The sequence below is a fragment of the Bradyrhizobium sp. Ken01 genome, from assembly GCF_055807355.1.
In genome coordinates this window covers 94,745-111,876 of the sequence record NZ_JBVVPC010000001.1, presented here as the reverse complement: position 1 = coordinate 111,876, position 17,132 = coordinate 94,745, and the positions used below count along the sequence as shown (strand labels likewise).

The following is a 17,132-nucleotide window of genomic DNA, read 5'->3' as shown; positions in this document are numbered from 1 at the left end:
CTCGATGAGCCAACCTGCCAATCGATGAACCAGAGCTGTTCGAAGGATGCGAATGAGAAGCGCGACGCTCTTGGCTCTCGGCCTCATGTTTGCCGGCACATGGCCGCACGGCGGCGCGACAGGACAGACTTCGATCAGGCCCCCGGTTTCAATTGCACCGCCCAATGCATCGCCCGCGCCTAATCCGGCCGCCGATTACGATGGCTTCAGCGCAGGCGTCAGCGACGACAACGACACGTCAAGTCAGGAGATGCCGCCCGCGAGGTCACGCGCAGCAAAGGGCTCCAGGTCCAATCCGGATAGCGCCAGCCAGTCATCGGTCGATCAGGAAGACGACGTATTGAAGAGAAAGCTGACGATCTGCAAGAACTGCAAATAGACGTTTGTCTGCCGTTGTCAGGGCAGACTTTCATGCGGGCTACGGGGCTCGGGCAAGCCAGCGACGGCGCAGCGGGTATTTCGACAGTTCCAGCAACACCAGGGAAATCGCCGCCGCCACCACCGTAATCGCGAGATCGTCGGCATGCAGCGGACCAAAGCGAAACAGGTCCGCTGCGGCCGGCCACGCGAGGCTCAGGGCAAGCACGGCGGTCACGAACACGACAATGACGGCCAGCGTCCGGTTCGGCCTGGTGAAGGCCTCGACAAGCGATGTCGAGAACGAGCGGTTGACGAAGATCAGGCTCACGATCACCAGCACCAGCGAGAAGAACGTCAACGCCCGCACCTCGTTCTCCGGCATGCCGTAGGCATTCGCCGTCGCCATCACGCCGCCGGTCAGGGCCAGCGCAAGACCGCCCTGCAGCGCCGACCAGACCAGCAGGGACCTTGGCAGCAGCAACTCGTCCGGCGCGCGTGGCGGCCGCTGCATCACGTCGCGCTCTTCGGTCTCGGCCTCGAAAACCAGTGAGCAGACGGGATCGATGATCATTTCGAGAAACGCAATGTGGACCGGCCCGAACAGCAGCGGCATCCCGGTCAACAGCGGCAACAGCGCAAGCCCCGCAATCGGAACATGGACCGCGAGGATAAAGCTCATCGCCTTGCGAAGATTGTCATAGATCCGGCGGCCGAGCCGAACCGCCTTCACGATCGAGCCGAAATCGTCGTCGAGCAGAACGATCGAAGACGCTTCGCGCGCCACGTCGGTGCCGCGCCCACCCATGGCAATGCCGATATGGGCGGCCTTCAACGAGGGTGCGTCGTTGACGCCGTCGCCCGTCATGGCGACGATCTCGCCGGCGCCCTTGAGTACATTGACGACGCGCAGTTTCTGAGCGGGCGCAATTCGGGCAAAGACGGTTTGTTCCCGCGCAGCCCGGGCGAGTTCGGCATCGGCCATGCTTTCGACGTCCGCCCCTGTCAGGACGCGCCGGGGATCGAGGCCCGCCCGCGTTGCGATCGCAGACGCGGTTGCCGGATAGTCTCCGGTGATCATGACGACACGGATGCCTGCAGAACGGCATTCGGCGACGGCGCCCTCGACTTCAGGCCGCAGTGGATCCGCAAAACCGCTCAGGCCGCAGAAGCGGAAAGCAAAGCCGCGTTGCGTCTCGGGAAGAGACGTCTCCGCGCAAGTTGCCCGCGCCACGCCGAGCACGCGAAGCCCTTCCTGAGCCAGCGCATCGACACGTGTCCGCAATTCAGACAGCTCTTCCGCGCTCATTCCGCACAGCGAGCCGATCGCTTCCGGTGCCCCCTTTGCTGCGACGACGCATTCGTCACCGCTTCCCCGCCATAGGTTCGACATCACGAGGAGGTCGTGACGCAACCCGTAGCTCTGCACGAGCCGTCGGCCGGTCGCCGTACCCGGTCTGAGCGAATGCAACGCTTTCTCCATGGGATCGAACGGCTCCGGAACGCACGCCAGAACCCCGGTCTCGATCAGCGGATCGAACGCAGGCTCAGGGCGCTCCGCGGCGCCAGGCGTGTATTGCGTGCCATCCGGCAGCACCAAGCGCGCGACCGTCATGCGGTTTTCCGTCAACGTGCCCGTTTTGTCCGTGCAGAGCACGGTCGCCGCGCCCAGCGATTCGATCGCCGATGCGCGCCGCGTCAACACGCGCGCCTGCGAGATGCGCCAGGCGCCCATGGCAAGGAACACCGTTAGGACGACGGGAAACTCTTCGGGAAGCATCGACATGCCAAGCGCAATGCCTGCCAGCACGCCCTCCAGCCAGCCGCCGCGGTAGATTCCGTAGAGGAGTACGGTCAACGCGATGACGATGGCGCTGGCAATGGCAAACATCGTCACGAGGCGCGTGGTCTGCTGCCGCAGACGTGGCGTTTCCGTCACCAGGGCACTGAGCGATTGTCCGATCTTACCGATCTCGCTCCGGATTCCGGTCGACAGGACTTCGGCCACGCCGCTGCCCCGCACCACCAGCGTGCCGGAGAACACAAACGGCTGGTCCTCACCACCGGCGTGCGGCGTGCGCGGCTGTTCGAGCGCTGGACTTGCCTGCTTTCGGACCGGGACGGACTCGCCCGTCAGCAGCGATTCATCGAGCAGCAGATCGTCGCATCGAACGACGCGGGCGTCGGCCGCCACGCGGTCCCCCTCGGAGAGCACGATCAGGTCGCCGCGAACGACCTCCCGGCCGGGAATACGGATGCGTTCGCCCGCGCGGATCACAAGCGCGCGGGGGCTGGTCAGATCCCGTAGCGATTCGAGCACGCGTTCGGTGCGCGCCTCCTGCACGATGGTGATGACAATCGAGATCGACGCAAGGACGAGGAGCAGCAAGGCCTCGCCGAGATCGCCCAGGACAAAATAGATCACCCCGCCCGCCAGCAGCAACAGCAGCATGGGCTCGCGCAGAACGTCGAGGATGAGGCCCACGATCGTGCGCCGGCCCGTCCGAGGCAACTCGTTGAAGCCCTCGGCCTTGAGCCGGGCCTGCACTTCGGACGCGGTCAGCCCCTGCATCGACGGCGATCAAACAACAGATACTGGAAGCTCATTCGGGTCCCCGAGAATTTCATGGAAAGATGCGGTGTGTCATCATCATCACCACCACGGCCATTATGCCATGCGACAACGGCCTGCCGGCTTGAGCTGCGTCAAGCATCGACCTGACAGAAGGACGCGGCTGCCTTGCATGGCTGACCTACCTGCGGGGGCATGGAGCCGTGCTTTACCCTCCGCCAATTTCCTGATCCTCTCTCCCCTAATCAGCCGGAGCAACCGGCCTGCCCAGGGAGAGAGACGCCATGAAGCTCGGCACCGCGATGGCGGAAATCATGAAGCGCGAGGGGATCGAGATCCTCTGCGGCTATCCGGTCAACCATCTGATCGAGCATGCGGCCAGGGCCGATATTCGGCCGGTGATGGTGCGGCAGGAGCGCGTCGGCATCCACATGGCGGATGCGATCTCGCGGGTGACATCGGGACGCTCGATCGGCGCGTTCTGCATGCAGCATGGGCCCGGTGCGGAGAATGCGATGGGCGGCGTCGCGCAATGCTACGGCGAATCTGTTCCCGTGCTGGTGCTGCCGATGGGCTATCAGCGCAGGCTTTCGCATATCGAGCCGAACTTCAATTCCAGCGAAGCGATGAAGGCGTTTTCGAAATCGTCGGAGCCGATCATCCTGGCCGCGGAAGTCGCCAACATTTTTCGCCGCGCCTTCACCAAGCTGAAGAACGGCCGCGGCGGGCCCGTCATCGTCGAGATCCCCGCCGATATGTGGAACGAAGAGGTGCCGGAGCCGCTGAACTATACGCCGGTGCTGCGCACCCGCTATGGGGCGGACCCTGTTCATGTGAAGGAGGCGGCCGACCTGCTGGTCAACGCCAAGCGTCCGGTGATCTATGCCGGCCAGGGCGTGCATTACGCGCAGGCCTGGCCGCAATTAAAGCGGTTGGCCGAACGGCTCGCCACTCCCGTCACCACCAGCCTTGGGGGCAAATCGTCCTTTCCGGAAACGCATCCGCTCTCGCTTGGCTCCGGCGGCCTCGCGGTGCCGCGGGCGGTGCCGAAGTTCCTGGCCGAGGCCGACGTCATTTTCGGCATCGGCTGCTCGTTCACTGAAACAAGCTTCGGCGTCGCGATGCCTAAAGGCAAAACCATCATCCACTCCACACTCGATCCGAACCATCTCAACAAGGACGTGGAAGCCAGGATCGGCCTGGTCGGCGATGCCGGGCTCGTGCTCGACGCGCTGCTGAATGAGATCGGCAAGACCGTCCCCGCGGATCGCGACGCATCGGCGGTGGCGGCCGAGATCGCGGCCTCGCACGAGGAGTGGCTGGCGAAATGGATGCCGAAGCTCACCAGCAATGATGCGCCCTTGAGCCCGTATCGCGTGCTGTGGGACTTGCAGCAAACCGTCGATATCGGCAACACCATCATCACCCACGACGCCGGCAGCCCGCGCGACCAGCTGTCGCCGTTCTGGAAGTCGGTCGAGCCCCTCACCTATCTCGGCTGGGGCAAGACGACGCAGCTCGGCTACGGCCTTGGGCTGGCCATGGGCGCAAAACTCGCAAAGCCCGACAAGCTCTGCATCAATGTCTGGGGCGACGCGGCGATCGGCTTCACCGGCATGGATTTCGAGACCGCGGTGCGCGAGCGGATCCCGATCATGTCGATCCTGCTGAACAATTTTTCGATGGCGATCGAATTGAAGGTGATGCCGGTCTCGACCGAGAAATATCGCTCGACCGACATTTCCGGCGACTACGCCGCGATGGCACGCGCCTTCGGCGGCCATGGCGAGCGGGTGACGAGACCCGAGGACATCGTCCCCGCGATCAAGCGCGGCATCCAGAAAACGCAGGAAGGCATTCCCGTTTTGCTGGAGTTCATCACCAGCAAGGAGACCGAGGTGTCGCGGCCGGGCACATAAAGCTGGCCGGATTCTGGCAGCAAAACTCGCTGTCGCGGACGCTGGCTCCGGCCGCAGGAGATGTGATAATCCGCCTTGGTGCCGCGCATGTCGCGGTATCAAGCCGGAATGCGAATGACCACTCCTTCCAACGACATCGAAGAACTCGAACGCCTGTTACAGGCGGCCACAGCCGAGAACGCGCAGCTTCGAAGCGAGCTTGCGACCGCGCGCGATCGTCAGAGCGCCGGCGCCGGGATTCTGCGCACCATCGCGGCCTCTCCGTCCGATGCCCGGCCGGTGTTCGAGGCGATTGCATCCAGCTCCCGGCGTTTGCTCGGCGGCTTCTCCGCCACCGTGCTTCAGTTCATCGAGGACGAGCTCCACCTCGTGGCGTTCACACCGACGAGCCCTGAGGCGGACGCAGGGCTCAAGGCCTCGTTCCCGCGCAAGATTGCCGATTTTCCGACCTTCGCGCTGGTGCGTGGCGGTGAGACGATCCAGTTTCCAGATAGCGAAGCCGCGGAAGTCCCGGAGCTGAACCGGAAGCTTGCGCGGCTGCGCGGCTTCCGCAGCGTGCTGTTCATGCCGCTGATGAACCGGGGGATACCAGTCGGCATGATCAGCGTCACGCGCGCCGAGCCCGGCGCGTTCGCGGCCGACCTCGTCCAGCTGCTTCAGACCTTTGCCGACCAGGCGGTGATCGCGATCGAGAATGCGCGGCTGTTCAACGAGACGCGCGAGACGCTGGAACGCCAGACCGCCACCGCCGACATCCTGAAAGTGATGGCCGCTTCGCCATCCGACGTACAGCCGGTGTTCGATGCCATCGCCACCAACGCCAACCGGCTGATCGGCGGCTTCTCCACGGCGGTGCTGCGCTACATCGGCGGCGCCGCGCACCTTGCGGCGTTCACGCCGACCGATCCGGCCGGCGATCGCGTGCTGCAGTCCTCGTTCCCGGTGCCATTCGCGCAGTTCCCGCCCTACCAGCTCGTGGCCGATGGTGCGGCGGCGCAATTGCCCGACACCGAGGTCGAACCGGCAGCCCGCGACATCGCGCGCGCCCGAGGCTACCGCAGCATGCTGTTCGCGCCCCTGATGAGCAACGGCGAGGCCATCGGAATCATCATCGCCACGCGACGCGCGACCGGGACGTTCGGCGAGCATCATGTGCGGCTGCTGCAGACCTTCGCCGACCAGGCGGTGATCGCGATCAAGAATGTCAGCCTGTTCAACACCACGAGGGAAGCGCTGGAACGGCAGACCGCGACCGCCGACATCCTCAAGGTGATCGCCGCCTCGCCCGCGGATGTGAGGCCGGTGTTCCAGGCGATCTCCGACAGCGCCAAGTCCCTGGTCGGCGGACATTCCTCCACCGTCACGCGCGTCATCGACGGCCTGCTGCACCTCGCCGCCTTCAGCACCGACAACGAAGCCGGCAATGAAGAGCTGCTCAGCTCGTTCCCGGCGCCGCTGTCGGCATCCGGCATTCACAGCCGGGTGGCAAGAAGCGGAGAGTTCGCATTCCGCAGCGACATGCAGAACGAGCCCGACCTCACGGACGCCATGAGAGAGCTGGCGCGGACGCGAGGTTATCGCAGCATCCTCGTGATCCCGATGCTGCGCGACGGCGTCGCGATCGGCACCATCGGCGTGACGCGGCCGGAGGCCGGTCCCTTCCCGGACAAGGCGATCGCCCTGCTCAAGACCTTTGCCGACCAGGCTGTGATCGCGATCGAGAACACGCGCCTGTTCAACGAGGTGCAGGACCGCACCAGGGACCTCGCCAAATCCCTCGACGATTTGCGCGCAGCCCAAGACCGGCTGGTCCAGACCGAGAAGCTGGCCTCGCTCGGTCAGCTCACGGCCGGTATCGCGCACGAGATCAAGAACCCGCTCAACTTCGTCAACAATTTTGCATCGCTCTCCGCCGAACTGACGGACGAATTGAACGATGCGCTCGCGCCTGTCCCGCTCGCGAACGACGTCCGCAGCGAGGTCGACGAGCTGACCGGACTGTTGAAGGACAATCTCGCGAAAATCGTGCAGCATGGCAGGCGCGCCGACTCCATCGTCAAGAACATGCTGCTGCATTCCCGCGAGGGCGGCGGTGAACATCGGCTGAGCGACATCAACGCGCTGGTCGAGGAGAGCCTCAACCTCGCCTATCACGGCGCCCGCGCCGACAAGCCACAGTTCGACGTGACGCTGAAGCGCGAGCTCGATCCGGCAGCCGGGCAAGCGGAAGTGTTTCCGCAGGAGATCACGCGGGTGCTGCTGAACCTGATCTCGAACGGCTTCCACGCGGTGGCCAAGCGCAAGGCGGATGACGGCGCCGCCGATTACGAGCCGGTGGTGATCGCCGCAACGCGCGACCGGGGCGACAGCATCGAGATCCGCATCCGCGACAACGGCACCGGTATTCCGCACGAGGTGAAGGAAAAGATGTTCGATCCGTTCTTCACCACCAAGCCGCCCGGCGAAGGCACCGGCCTCGGATTGTCGATGAGCCACGACATCGTGGTGAAGCAGCATGGCGGCACGATCGACGTCGCGACGGAGCCCGGCGCGTTCACCGAGTTCACGATTCGATTGCCGCGAAACGGCAGCTTTCCGGACGGAGGCCGCGGCTAGCGGTTCCTACTCCGCCATCTCGACCGGTTGCGTCGTGGAGGGCCCGGCCAGCGGCCGCTCCTCCATCATGATCAGGCAGAGCGCGGCGCCGGCCATCAGCGCCGTCGCGGCGCCGAACACGTAACGGAACGCATGCCGCATGTCGTCGGCGGGGATCGCATTGACGGCGCCGTGATGCTCGCCGGCGAGCGGAACGTCGGCACCGAGCGCGATGAGCAGGATGGCCGCGAACGCCGCGACAGTGAACGAGGACATCAGCGAGCGGAAGAAGTTCAATGCGCCGGTGATGGTGCCGACCTGCGGACGGGCGACCGAATTCTGCACCGAGACCACGCAGACCGGAAAGGTGGTGCCGAGGCCAAGTGCAAAGGCAGCCATCAGCGTCAGCAGCGCCCAAAGCGGCAGCGTCGTCAACGTGAGGGCGAGGCCGCACAGCGCGGCCCAGGACGTTCCGACGATGGCGACCCGCTTGTAGTGCTTGGCGCGAGCCATGGTGCGACCGGCGACGGCCGCGCCGACGGTCGAGACCGCCGCGAGCGGAATCAGCGCAAGGCCCGCTTCGCTGGCGCTGAGATGATAGACCGCCTCGTAATAGAGCGGCAGCTGCACCGTAAGCCCCGTGATCGCACCGAGCGCACAGCCGCCGGCCGTCAGCCCGAACGGCACAACCGATCCTCCGAGCAGCGGCAGCGGAAGGAACGGCTCGTCCGCCCGGCGCGCGTGCCACACGAAGGTGACCGCGAGCGCGACGGCGCCGCCCACCATCGCGAGCACGGTCGGCGAGAGCCACGGGAAGCGCGTGCCGCCCCAGGTCAGCACCAGCATGAATACGACCGCCGAGGCCATCAGCAGCACGCCGCCGAGCCAGTCGACCTTGCGCTTGCGGTGGAACACCGGGATCTTCTTCATCCTGGGCAACAGCAGCGCGATCGCCGCGGCTGCGAGCGGCACATTGATCCAGAAGATCATCGACCAATGCAGATGCTCGGCGAACACGCCGCCGATGACAGGGCCGAGAATGCCGCCGACCATCCAGACGCTGGAGAAATAGGCTTGGTACTGGCCGCGCTCGCGTGGGCTCACGACGTCGGAGATCACGGTCTGCACCACAGGCATGATGCCGCCGCCACCCAGCCCCTGGAGACCTCGTGCAAGAATCAGCATCGGCAGGTTCGGCGCGATCGCGCACAGCACCGAGCCCGCCACGAACAGGCTGAGCGAGATGATGATCATCACGCGGCGGCCATAGATGTCGCTGAGCGTACCGAACACCGGCGCGACCGCGGTTGAGGCGAGCAGATAGGCGGTGATGACCCAGGAGAGATTGGAGACGTCGTGGAACTGGCGTCCGATAGTCGGCAGCGCGGTCGCGACGATGGTCTGGTCGAGTGCGGCCAGGAACATCGTCAGCATCAGGCTGATGACGATGGTGCGGACCTCGTCCTGCGACAGCGGCGCCCGCGGCGCGAGCGAAGGAGCGTCATCGACGCTCAAAACCTCGCTCGGAAGGCGCGACAATTCCTCGGCGAGATCGTCGGGCAATGTCTGGGTGTCGGCAGAACTGCTCTGCCGCTCGAACTTGTTCATCTCGATCGGAAGCCATGAGGCGGCGCAACGCCGCGAAGGATTCGTTCTATGCAACCAATGTAGACAGCAAATTTCTTCTCGGGCAGGCACCGCGGCGCATGGGAGCATCCCACCCGACGGCCATCCCGAAGGCGTGATCTATCTGGTGCGGCGGATCAGTCCTTCGGACGTCGCTTCAGGCGGGCTCGTTTCGGCAACTGCGCCGGCCATTGCACGATGTGGTTCTCGAGCTCGTCGTCCGGGATCTCCACTTCGCTGCCTTCGACCCGTCCGCGTACGGAGACGCCGGCCTCATGCACGGTGTCAGGATCGCCCGACACCAGCGGATGCCACCAATAGAGGTCGCGGCCTTCCGCGACGAGCTTGTAGCCGCAGCTCGGCGGCAGCCAGTTCAGGGTGCGGACATTGGCCGGGGTCAGGCGGACACAGTCCGGAACCTTGTCGGAACGATTCGCATAGTCCTTGCAGCCGCAGGTCACCCCATCGAGCAGCTTGCAGCCGACATGGGTGAAGTAGATGTCGCCGGTGCCCTCTTCCTCGAGCTTGTTCAGGCAGCAGCGGCCGCAGCCGTCGCACAGGCTCTCCCATTCGGGCCCCGACATCTCTTCCAACGTCTTGGTTTTCCAGAAGAATCCTTCCTGGCCTGAAGGTCGTTTGGGAGCTGCGGTCATGCGCCTCAACAAAAGTTCGAAAGAGCTACGGCTGGTGCCATCTAGGGCGTGCGGCCTTGGGGCTGCAAGCAACGCCCGCGTGAGGCCCGTAGTGAACCGGGGTCAATTAGGCCTGTTGTTCAAAATCGCAAGCGTGACCATTGGTTTATAAGCCCTGCTCGGCTAGAAGGAACAGCAAGTCCCCACCGTCGCTGGCCGGGCGCCTTGGGTTTGCCGCAACACTCCCGCAAGACGTCTCGATGCCGCCCCGGCGGGGTGCTTGAACGCTTTCGAACCAAGCCGCAAGGGTTCTAGGTGCGCCAGATCATACCACCGCATTGGAAGGCCCGGATCCGGAATTTCTTCCTGGATCTCGATGCGCGCATCGACTCCTCGCTGTTCTCCTCGGCCAAGGGCATCCGCGAGCTCTACGAGCGCTACTCGACCTTCATGGACCGTTTCTATGTCGGGCGGTGGAAGCGCTGGGTCTTCATCGAGCCGCTGTCGGAGGCTGCGACGCTGGGCCTCGGCGGCCTGGTGGTGATGCTGACCCTGGCCATCCCCGCCTTCCGCGAAACCGCGGACGAGGACTGGCTGAAGAAGTCCGACCTCGCGGTGACCTTCCTCGACCGCTACGGCAACCCGATCGGCAGCCGCGGCATCAAGCACAACGATTCGATCCCGCTGGAAGATTTTCCGGACGTGCTGATCAAGGCGACGCTCGCGACCGAGGACCGCCGCTTCTACGAACATTTCGGCATCGACATCGCCGGCACCGCGCGCGCGCTCGTCACCAACGCCCAGGCCGGCGGCGTCCGCCAGGGCGGCTCCTCGATCACCCAGCAGCTCGCCAAGAACCTGTTCCTGAGCAACGAGCGCACCATCGAGCGCAAGGTCAACGAAGCCTTCCTCGCGGTCTGGCTGGAATGGCGCCTGACCAAGAACGAGATCCTCAAGCTGTATCTCGACCGCGCCTATATGGGCGGCGGCACCTTCGGCGTCGACGGCGCCGCGCATTTCTACTTCAACAAATCGGCACGTGACGTGACGCTCGCCGAAGCCGCGATGCTCGCCGGCCTGTTCAAGGCGCCAACCAAATACGCGCCCCACATCAACCTGCCCGCCGCCCGCGCCCGCGCCAACGTCGTGCTCGACAATCTCGTCGATGCCGGCTTCATGACAGAGGGCCAGGTGTTCGGCGCACGCCGCAATCCCGCCTTCGCGGTCGACCGCCGCTACGAGGCTTCGCCGAATTACTATCTCGACTACGCGTTCGACGAGATGCGCAAGCTGGTCGACACCTTCCCGAAATCCTACACCGAGCGCGTCTTCGTGGTCCGGCTCGCGATCGACACCAATGTGCAGAAGGCCGCCGAAGACGCGGTCGAGAACCAGCTGCGCCAGTTCGGCCGCGACTATCACGCGACCCAGGCGGCGACCGTCGTCTCCGATCTCGACGGCGGCATCCGCGCCATGGTCGGCGGCCGCGACTACGGCGCCAGCCAGTTCAACCGCGCCACCGACGCCTATCGCCAGCCGGGCTCGTCGTTCAAGCCTTACGTCTACACCACCGCGCTCCTCAACGGCTTCACGCCGAACTCGATCGTGGTCGACGGCCCGGTCTGCATCGGCAATTGGTGCCCGCAGAACTATGGCCATTCCTATTCCGGCGCGGTGACGCTGACGCAGGCGATCACGCGTTCGATCAACGTCGTGCCGGTCAAGCTGTCGATCGCGATCGGTCAGAAGGAGCAGCCGAAGGCGCCGAACCCGGCCAAGATCGGCCGCGCCAAGATCGTCGAGGTCGCGCGCCGCTTCGGCCTCAAGGCGCCGCTGCCCGACACGCCGTCGCTGCCGATCGGCTCGGACGAAGTCACCGTGCTCGAGCACGCGGTGGCGTATGCGACCTTCCCCAACCGCGGCAAGGCGGTGACGCCGCATTCCGTGCTGGAAGTGCGCACCGGCGCGGGCGATCCGGTCTGGCGCTGGGACCGCGACGGGCCGAAGCCGCGCCAGGCGATCCCCGCCTCCGTGGCCGCCGACATGGCCGGCATGATGAGCCACGTCGTCAGCGAAGGCACCGCGCGGCGCGCAGCCCTCGACGGCATTCCGACCGCGGGCAAGACCGGCACGACCAATGCCTATCGCGACGCCTGGTTCGTCGGCTACACCGGCAATTTCACCTGCGCGGTCTGGTACGGCAATGACGACTATTCGCCGACCAACCGCATGACCGGCGGCTCGCTGCCAGCGCAGACCTGGCACGACATCATGCTCGCGGCGCACCAGGGCGTCGAGGTCCGGGAAATCGCCGGCATCGGCATGGGCCAAAAGCTGCCGCCCGAGCGGATCGCCAACGCGCAGGCCAATGCGGCGCCGAAGGTGCTGGAGACCAAGCCCGGTCCGCCGCCGGTATTGACCAAGCGCGGCGCCGACGTTTTGGTGCGCGTCGAGAAGCTGCTGGATGACGCGGCCCGGACCGCGACCAAATCGGCCGCCACCGATCCCAAGCAAGCCAAGCCGGCATCGTCCACGAGCGCGCTCGCCTTCCCGCAGAACTATGCGGAAGAGAATGCGAACGCATCCGCCCCGCGCAAGAACTAATCGAAACAAGAACTGATCGAAACAAGTGCGGCTGATCCTGATCACATTGACGGCCCTTCTGCTCGCAACCGTGGTCGGCGTCGGCGCGACCTGGATGACGACAACGCGCGGCACCGAGATCGGCGCGCTGACCATCGGCCCCTGGACCGCGCGTCCGCGCACCGGTACCGCCGACGTCGATCCCTATTCGCGCGCCACCATCGTGCGCAACGGCGAGCTGCCGATCGGCACCGGCGACGGCGTCGCCTTCACCGCGACCGCCGACGACAAGAAGAAAGTGCTCGACGGCCGCTGCGACGTCGTGGTCTCCGGCGTGACGCCGCCGGCGCGGTTCTGGACGCTGACGCTCTATGACCGCAAGGGTCATCTCGTCCCCAATTCGCTGCAGCGCTACGGCTTCACCAGCCAGGAGATCGTGCGGCAGTCCGACGGCTCGTTCGAAATTCGCATCGCCTCGCGCTCGCGCGCCGGCAACTGGCTGCCGACCGGCGGCATCGAACGCTACGCGCTGATGCTGCGGCTCTACGACACCCCGGTCGGCGTTGCCACACGCACCCAGCGCGACGCACCGATGCCCACGATCACGACGGCGGGCTGCTCATGATCCGGCTGTTGTTCACCATCGTTGCCGGCGTGGTGCTGGGCCTCGTGGTTCATCTCGTCAGCGTGCTGGCGTTGCCGCGGATCGCGACCCAGGACGCCTATTCGCGGCTGACGCCGATGACCAAGCTCAACAGCGTCACCCAGCTTCCGCTCGCCGATCCCAGCACATCGCCGATGCCGTTCATGGATCCGGCCTTTGCACTGGCGATCTGCCGCTACGATCTGTCGAACGGACCGATCAAGCTGACGGTGCCCGTGAGCCAAGCCTACACCTCGGTGTCGTTCTACACCCGTAACGAGATCGCCTATTATGCGATCAACGACCGCTCGGCCGGCAAGAAGGTGATCGAGCTCGATCTGATGACCGAGCCGCAGCACAACGAGCTGCCCGAGGACGAAGAGATCACCGCCGCCGACCGCCTTATCATCGATTCCCCCAGCACGACCGGCCTGATCGTGATGAAGGCGCTCGCCCCCGAGCCCGGCCTGATGCCGCAGGCGCAAGGCTCGCTCGCGGCCGCGAGTTGCGGCCCTCAGACCGAGCCGCCGGCGAAGGCCGAAGCGCCGCGCGGCCGGCGCTGAGGTGCGCCGCTTCGGGACGCACCAAAACAAAAAGTCGAAAAACAACCCCATGCACGGTAGCGTTGGCATTGAAATCACTAGCCATTTTGGTTGCACCAAATAGGCGTTTGCCGGACCGATACATCCCTGCCCGTCGCGCTGTTCGGATTTGACTCGTCGGGCAAAACACTGGCACAATGGCATCATCGAAAATTCACCCGCGCGGAGCAATCCGGCGCGGGTTTTTCATGCTGGAGCCTCAAACCGAAGATGGCTTCAATGCCTGCAGCTCGACTTCACCTTCAGGTCGGTGGCTGTAGTCCTGGCGAGTTGAGCCAATCATCTAACGACAAGCTTGTTTCAGCCCAGCGTGCGCGTCTGAGGGCGGCATCTCTCACTGGCCCTGGCGGGAGCAGTTCCGCGGCTGAGCGAAGACGAGCGGCCATTTCTGCAAGCCCCTCTTGGTGCGATTCATCGAACTTGCGCCGCTGGCTCACTGCACGATCCGTTCCGGAGGAGGCGGGAGCGCAAGCGGCGTTCTCATCACCGATAACAGCCACTGATCGGGCGGTGACATCGGAACGTAGATATTGGTGGCAGCTTCCGTCGGCGCACTCGTGCACACAAGCGGCAGAGAACGGTTCACGTTGGCGGCATTTCTTCCCGCAGCATGTACTGGATCAGGTCGGAGCCACCAAGCATCGCGTCCCGCTAGCGCGGAACAAGGTCGGGGCATGCAGGTTGATCTTGCGGCAGGGAGAGTTGTCATGAGCGAGGACGAGCTGACCAGCAAAGCCGAGCGCGCGCTCGTTACCGTTGCGCTTAGCCTGACGATGCTGGTTCTTTGCGTCGGAGCCCTGATCTGTCGCTAGCCCGGGTGACGGCAGCTGCCCGCGATGAAGAGCTTGGCTTCAGAGCGAAAGACGGCGCGCAACGCAGCTGTTGCGTCACCAGTTTCGCGCTGAGGATGAGCAGCCAAATTGTTGTTGCCCACGGGGATTATCGCCCGCCGCTTTCAGCGACGCCGCTCGTGGTGCTCGGCGATCCCTGCAGGGCGGACCAAATTGGGTTTATCTCTCCGACGCTTTAGCCACCGTCTGGTGTCCGTCATGAGGTCGCTGCCGCCGCCCACCCATGAGCCGAAGTATTCGACGATGGAGAATTTGGGCGTTGTAAGGAGCCGGAAGCGGACCGCTCTCGCAAAGCGCCCCCGCGACCTCGACGGCTCGCTTGGTACTTGCGGTGAGGTGCAATTGAAGAGCGGGCCGATGATCTCTCAGCCATTTTGCGATGCCGAACCCATCCCCGGCCAACTCCACGCTGCTGAGGACGAGATCCACCGGAATGGTCCCTTCATCAAGCAACGCGATTGCCTCGTCTGCTGAGCGCGCCTCCAACACCTTGTAACCGCAGCCGCGGAGAAAGTCGGCCAGCGCCATGCGCATCAGCACGTCTTGCTGCGCAAGCACGATCGTACGGGGGGCTGCTGATTGGTTCGTTTGCATGCCGGACAACCGATGAGTGGCGGTCTTCGTTCCTTACCAACCCGCGATCGCTCTGATCCGCTGCACGACTTTCGGAAGGTCCCACGGTTTCGGAACAAAAAGATCGAATTCGGCACCGGGGGGTGGCGCCTCCGATGAGGTAAGTATTACTTTTAGAGTGGCAAAATCGCGCTTGATCAGGGTTGCGAGTTCCGCGCCATCCATTGACCCGGGCATCCGAATGTCAGTCACAACCAGCGAAACCTGAGTCCCAGAGTGAAGAACGTCCAACGCTTCGTCTGCATCGCCGCACTCGATCACCGCGAGACCGTTCTCTCTCAGCTCATCTGCGACCATGATGCGGACCAGCACATCGTCCTCAACGACGAGCACAGGACGCTTCGAAGCGGGATTGGTGTCGGTGTCGAGCATCCTGCCTGTGTTCACTTTTGCCACTCGTTCAATGGGTTGGCCGGAAATCTAATCGGTGCTCGGAGATTTTGTTCCACGGTGACGCCCCCACTAAAGGCGCAGTAGCCTTGCTAACCATCCAGGTATGTTAAAGCGTCCAGTTGCAAGGACTAGAGGATTCTGGTTCTGGCCCCCAGCGGTCATTGCCGTCTCTCAAGACAACGACAGCTTCTGAACTGAAGCTGATGCTGTTCCCGGTCGAAAGCCCAGGAATTGAGCATGGCAGCGAGCACCACCTCGAGCATCAGGCGACGTTCAGCGAGCGCTCATCGATCCTAGCGCTCCTCGGTTGGATGCACCCATTTGTAGGGCGTAATGCTTTGCGTTGCGGTCAGCTTGATCATGTGGACAGGTGGCGCGGAACGTCCCTCTCGGCATGACCGGCACTTCAGAAACGCTTCGAGCTTCCAGATCGGCGTGTCCCGCGGCCGGCGGATCATATCGAGCGGCAGGCTCGCTCGCGCCTTGCACCTGTTGCACTCGACTCGAGCCAGCGCATGCCACCATTGAGGCATTGCGCGATTGTGGGGGACGGTTGCGCGGGACCACCGTAGCCTTCCATCCGCACCGACCAGGCTTCGGCTTCCGCCCGATCGGCTTCACGAACTGCTTTCGTGGCAACTTCGCGAGCGTGCTTGGCGGAAATCTCCGCCCCCATGATCCGGCCGCTCCAGATGATCTCTCGTGATTTCGTGCCCATCTCCTCCTATGAAGACGGCCCGGCTCGCGTTGACAAATTATCGATTGCTGGTGGGCTGGAACGGCCGAACACCACTACCCCTCGCGTTGTGGAAAACCGGACGGGCATGCGAATCCTTCACGCAGCATCGGCCAGACTTTGGCACGTCGGGCAAAACACTGGCACAATGGCATCATCGATAAGTTCACCCGCGCGGAGCAATCCGGCGCGGGTTTTTGCTGACGGAGCGCTGGTTGCCGTGATCGGAAAAGCACTATCGTCTCACTCCGACGACCCTCCTTTGTCCCCTCTAGATATTTCATGTGCAGAGGTGCTGTGCGGTTTCGTCGCAATGTTTCCGCGGAAATGAACTACTATAGTCAGAGCATCATGGCTTACGTCATCGACATTGATGCGCGCACCGCGCGTTTTGGTCTTCACGCCGGCCGCCTCCAAGCAGGCGGTTAGCCGGACGGTGTTCGCGCCGTCCGGGCTCTTTTCCAGCTTTCATGACCTCCACTCGAGAGGTCGTCTTGAAGCAGAAGGAGTGCGCCGTGCTGCCTCTTCCAAAAATCGCACTGACCTCATCAGACTATCCGCGGCTCGAACAGCTCGCCCGCCTCGCCGTCCAAAAAGGAGATTTGGACGGGATATTCCTCATGGGCGAAATCAACCGCGCCGATATCGTCCCGGACGAAGGGGACGTCGTCCGTCCTTTCGTGACGATCGGATCATGGGTCACCCATTGCACGAATTGGGGCGTTCCGCGTCGCACCGTGCAACTGGTCTGGCCCGAGGAGTGCTGGTCGGATCCCGCCTGCATTTCGGTGTTGACCCCGCTGGGTACAGCTTTGATCGGACTGCAGGTCGGCGATCAGATGCCGTACTTCGTCGCCGGATGTCTGAATGTCGTCAGGGTCCAAAGCCTGACCCCATCGGATTCAAAGGTTGTCCCACTCTTCCGGAGGGGGCCGAGGCGGTCAGGCAACCCGTGCGACGACGACCCCGGACCAACTGCAGCATAGGAGC

11 protein-coding genes and 1 pseudogene are annotated in these 17,132 nt (G+C 64.0%); 6 read left to right on the top strand and 6 right to left on the bottom strand.

Annotation, left to right across the window (positions count from 1 at the left end; all coding sequences use genetic code 11):
* Window positions 1-418 precede the first annotated feature (418 nt).
* Window positions 419-2,929, bottom strand: a complete 2,511-nt coding sequence (locus AC0L3S_RS00500) for a cation-translocating P-type ATPase (protein ID WP_473277742.1) — start codon at window positions 2,927-2,929, stop codon at window positions 419-421.
* Between the two features lie 263 nt (window positions 2,930-3,192).
* On the opposite strand from AC0L3S_RS00500, the gene AC0L3S_RS00495 reads away from it, so the two are divergent.
* Together AC0L3S_RS00495 and AC0L3S_RS00490 are read left to right on the top strand one after the other, a co-directional pair.
* The gene (locus tag AC0L3S_RS00495) at window positions 3,193-4,848 is read left to right on the top strand and encodes a thiamine pyrophosphate-requiring protein (RefSeq protein ID WP_473277928.1); all 1,656 of its coding nucleotides are present in this window, start codon (window positions 3,193-3,195) and stop codon (window positions 4,846-4,848) included.
* 114 nt (window positions 4,849-4,962) lie between these two features.
* Window positions 4,963-7,464: a GAF domain-containing sensor histidine kinase gene (locus AC0L3S_RS00490; RefSeq protein WP_473277741.1), complete on the top strand. Its 2,502-nt coding sequence runs from the start codon at window positions 4,963-4,965 to the stop codon at window positions 7,462-7,464.
* 6 nt (window positions 7,465-7,470) lie between these two features.
* On the opposite strand, the gene AC0L3S_RS00485 is transcribed toward AC0L3S_RS00490, so the two are convergent.
* A complete protein-coding gene (locus tag AC0L3S_RS00485) occupies window positions 7,471-9,051 on the bottom strand; it encodes an MDR family MFS transporter (protein WP_473277740.1) in 1,581 nt (526 codons plus the stop codon).
* 155 nt (window positions 9,052-9,206) lie between these two features.
* The gene (locus AC0L3S_RS00480) at window positions 9,207-9,722 is read right to left on the bottom strand and encodes a YcgN family cysteine cluster protein (protein WP_063993066.1); all 516 of its coding nucleotides are present in this window, start codon (window positions 9,720-9,722) and stop codon (window positions 9,207-9,209) included.
* Between the two features lie 294 nt (window positions 9,723-10,016).
* Here AC0L3S_RS00480 and AC0L3S_RS00475 point away from each other — a divergent pair, with 294 nt between their 5' ends.
* Genes AC0L3S_RS00475 through AC0L3S_RS00465 form a run of 3 tightly spaced genes read left to right on the top strand, consistent with a single transcriptional unit; the run spans window position 10,017 to window position 13,490 of the window.
* Window positions 10,017-12,305 (top strand): transglycosylase domain-containing protein, encoded by a 2,289-nt coding sequence (locus AC0L3S_RS00475; protein WP_027516951.1) that lies wholly within the window; start codon window positions 10,017-10,019, stop codon window positions 12,303-12,305.
* A gap of 25 nt (window positions 12,306-12,330) precedes the next feature.
* Window positions 12,331-12,909: a DUF1214 domain-containing protein gene (locus AC0L3S_RS00470; RefSeq protein WP_007593444.1), complete on the top strand. Its 579-nt coding sequence runs from the start codon at window positions 12,331-12,333 to the stop codon at window positions 12,907-12,909.
* Window positions 12,906-13,490 carry a DUF1254 domain-containing protein gene (locus AC0L3S_RS00465; RefSeq protein ID WP_473277739.1) on the top strand — a complete coding sequence of 195 codons (585 nt, stop codon included), beginning with the start codon at window positions 12,906-12,908 and terminating at the stop codon, window positions 13,488-13,490. The genes AC0L3S_RS00470 and AC0L3S_RS00465 overlap by 4 nt, the downstream gene beginning before the upstream one ends.
* A gap of 1,049 nt (window positions 13,491-14,539) precedes the next feature.
* Here AC0L3S_RS00465 and AC0L3S_RS00460 read toward each other — a convergent pair.
* The 3 genes and pseudogenes from AC0L3S_RS00460 to AC0L3S_RS00450 all read right to left on the bottom strand — a co-directional run bounded on the left by AC0L3S_RS00460 (window position 14,540) and on the right by AC0L3S_RS00450 (window position 16,124).
* Window positions 14,540-14,974, bottom strand: coding sequence for a response regulator (locus AC0L3S_RS00460; RefSeq protein WP_473263155.1), 435 nt, complete (start codon window positions 14,972-14,974; stop codon window positions 14,540-14,542).
* 33 nt (window positions 14,975-15,007) lie between these two features.
* Complete coding sequence (locus AC0L3S_RS00455; RefSeq protein ID WP_473277738.1) at window positions 15,008-15,385, bottom strand: response regulator; 378 nt, start codon at window positions 15,383-15,385, stop codon at window positions 15,008-15,010.
* Between the two features lie 314 nt (window positions 15,386-15,699).
* Window positions 15,700-16,124 (bottom strand): annotated as a pseudogene (locus AC0L3S_RS00450) (hypothetical protein).
* Between the two features lie 512 nt (window positions 16,125-16,636).
* On the opposite strand from AC0L3S_RS00450, the gene AC0L3S_RS00445 reads away from it, so the two are divergent.
* Window positions 16,637-17,128 (top strand): GreA/GreB family elongation factor, encoded by a 492-nt coding sequence (locus AC0L3S_RS00445; RefSeq protein WP_473263152.1) that lies wholly within the window; start codon window positions 16,637-16,639, stop codon window positions 17,126-17,128.
* Window positions 17,129-17,132 lie beyond the last annotated feature (4 nt).

Bases quoted from the DNA above. Each gene is read 5' to 3' on its own strand.
- AC0L3S_RS00485 (WP_473277740.1), bottom strand. From the start codon at position 9,051: ATGAACAAGTTCGAGCGGCAGAGCAGTTCTGCCGACACCCAGACATTG.
- AC0L3S_RS00465 (WP_473277739.1), top strand. From the start codon at position 12,906: ATGATCCGGCTGTTGTTCACCATCGTTGCCGGCGTGGTGCTGGGCCTC.
- AC0L3S_RS00455 (WP_473277738.1), bottom strand. From the start codon at position 15,385: ATGCTCGACACCGACACCAATCCCGCTTCGAAGCGTCCTGTGCTCGTC.
- AC0L3S_RS00480 (WP_063993066.1), bottom strand. From the start codon at position 9,722: ATGACCGCAGCTCCCAAACGACCTTCAGGCCAGGAAGGATTCTTCTGG.
- AC0L3S_RS00490 (WP_473277741.1), top strand. From the start codon at position 4,963: ATGACCACTCCTTCCAACGACATCGAAGAACTCGAACGCCTGTTACAG.
- AC0L3S_RS00460 (WP_473263155.1), bottom strand. From the start codon at position 14,974: ATGCAAACGAACCAATCAGCAGCCCCCCGTACGATCGTGCTTGCGCAG.
- AC0L3S_RS00500 (WP_473277742.1), bottom strand. From the start codon at position 2,929: ATGCAGGGGCTGACCGCGTCCGAAGTGCAGGCCCGGCTCAAGGCCGAG.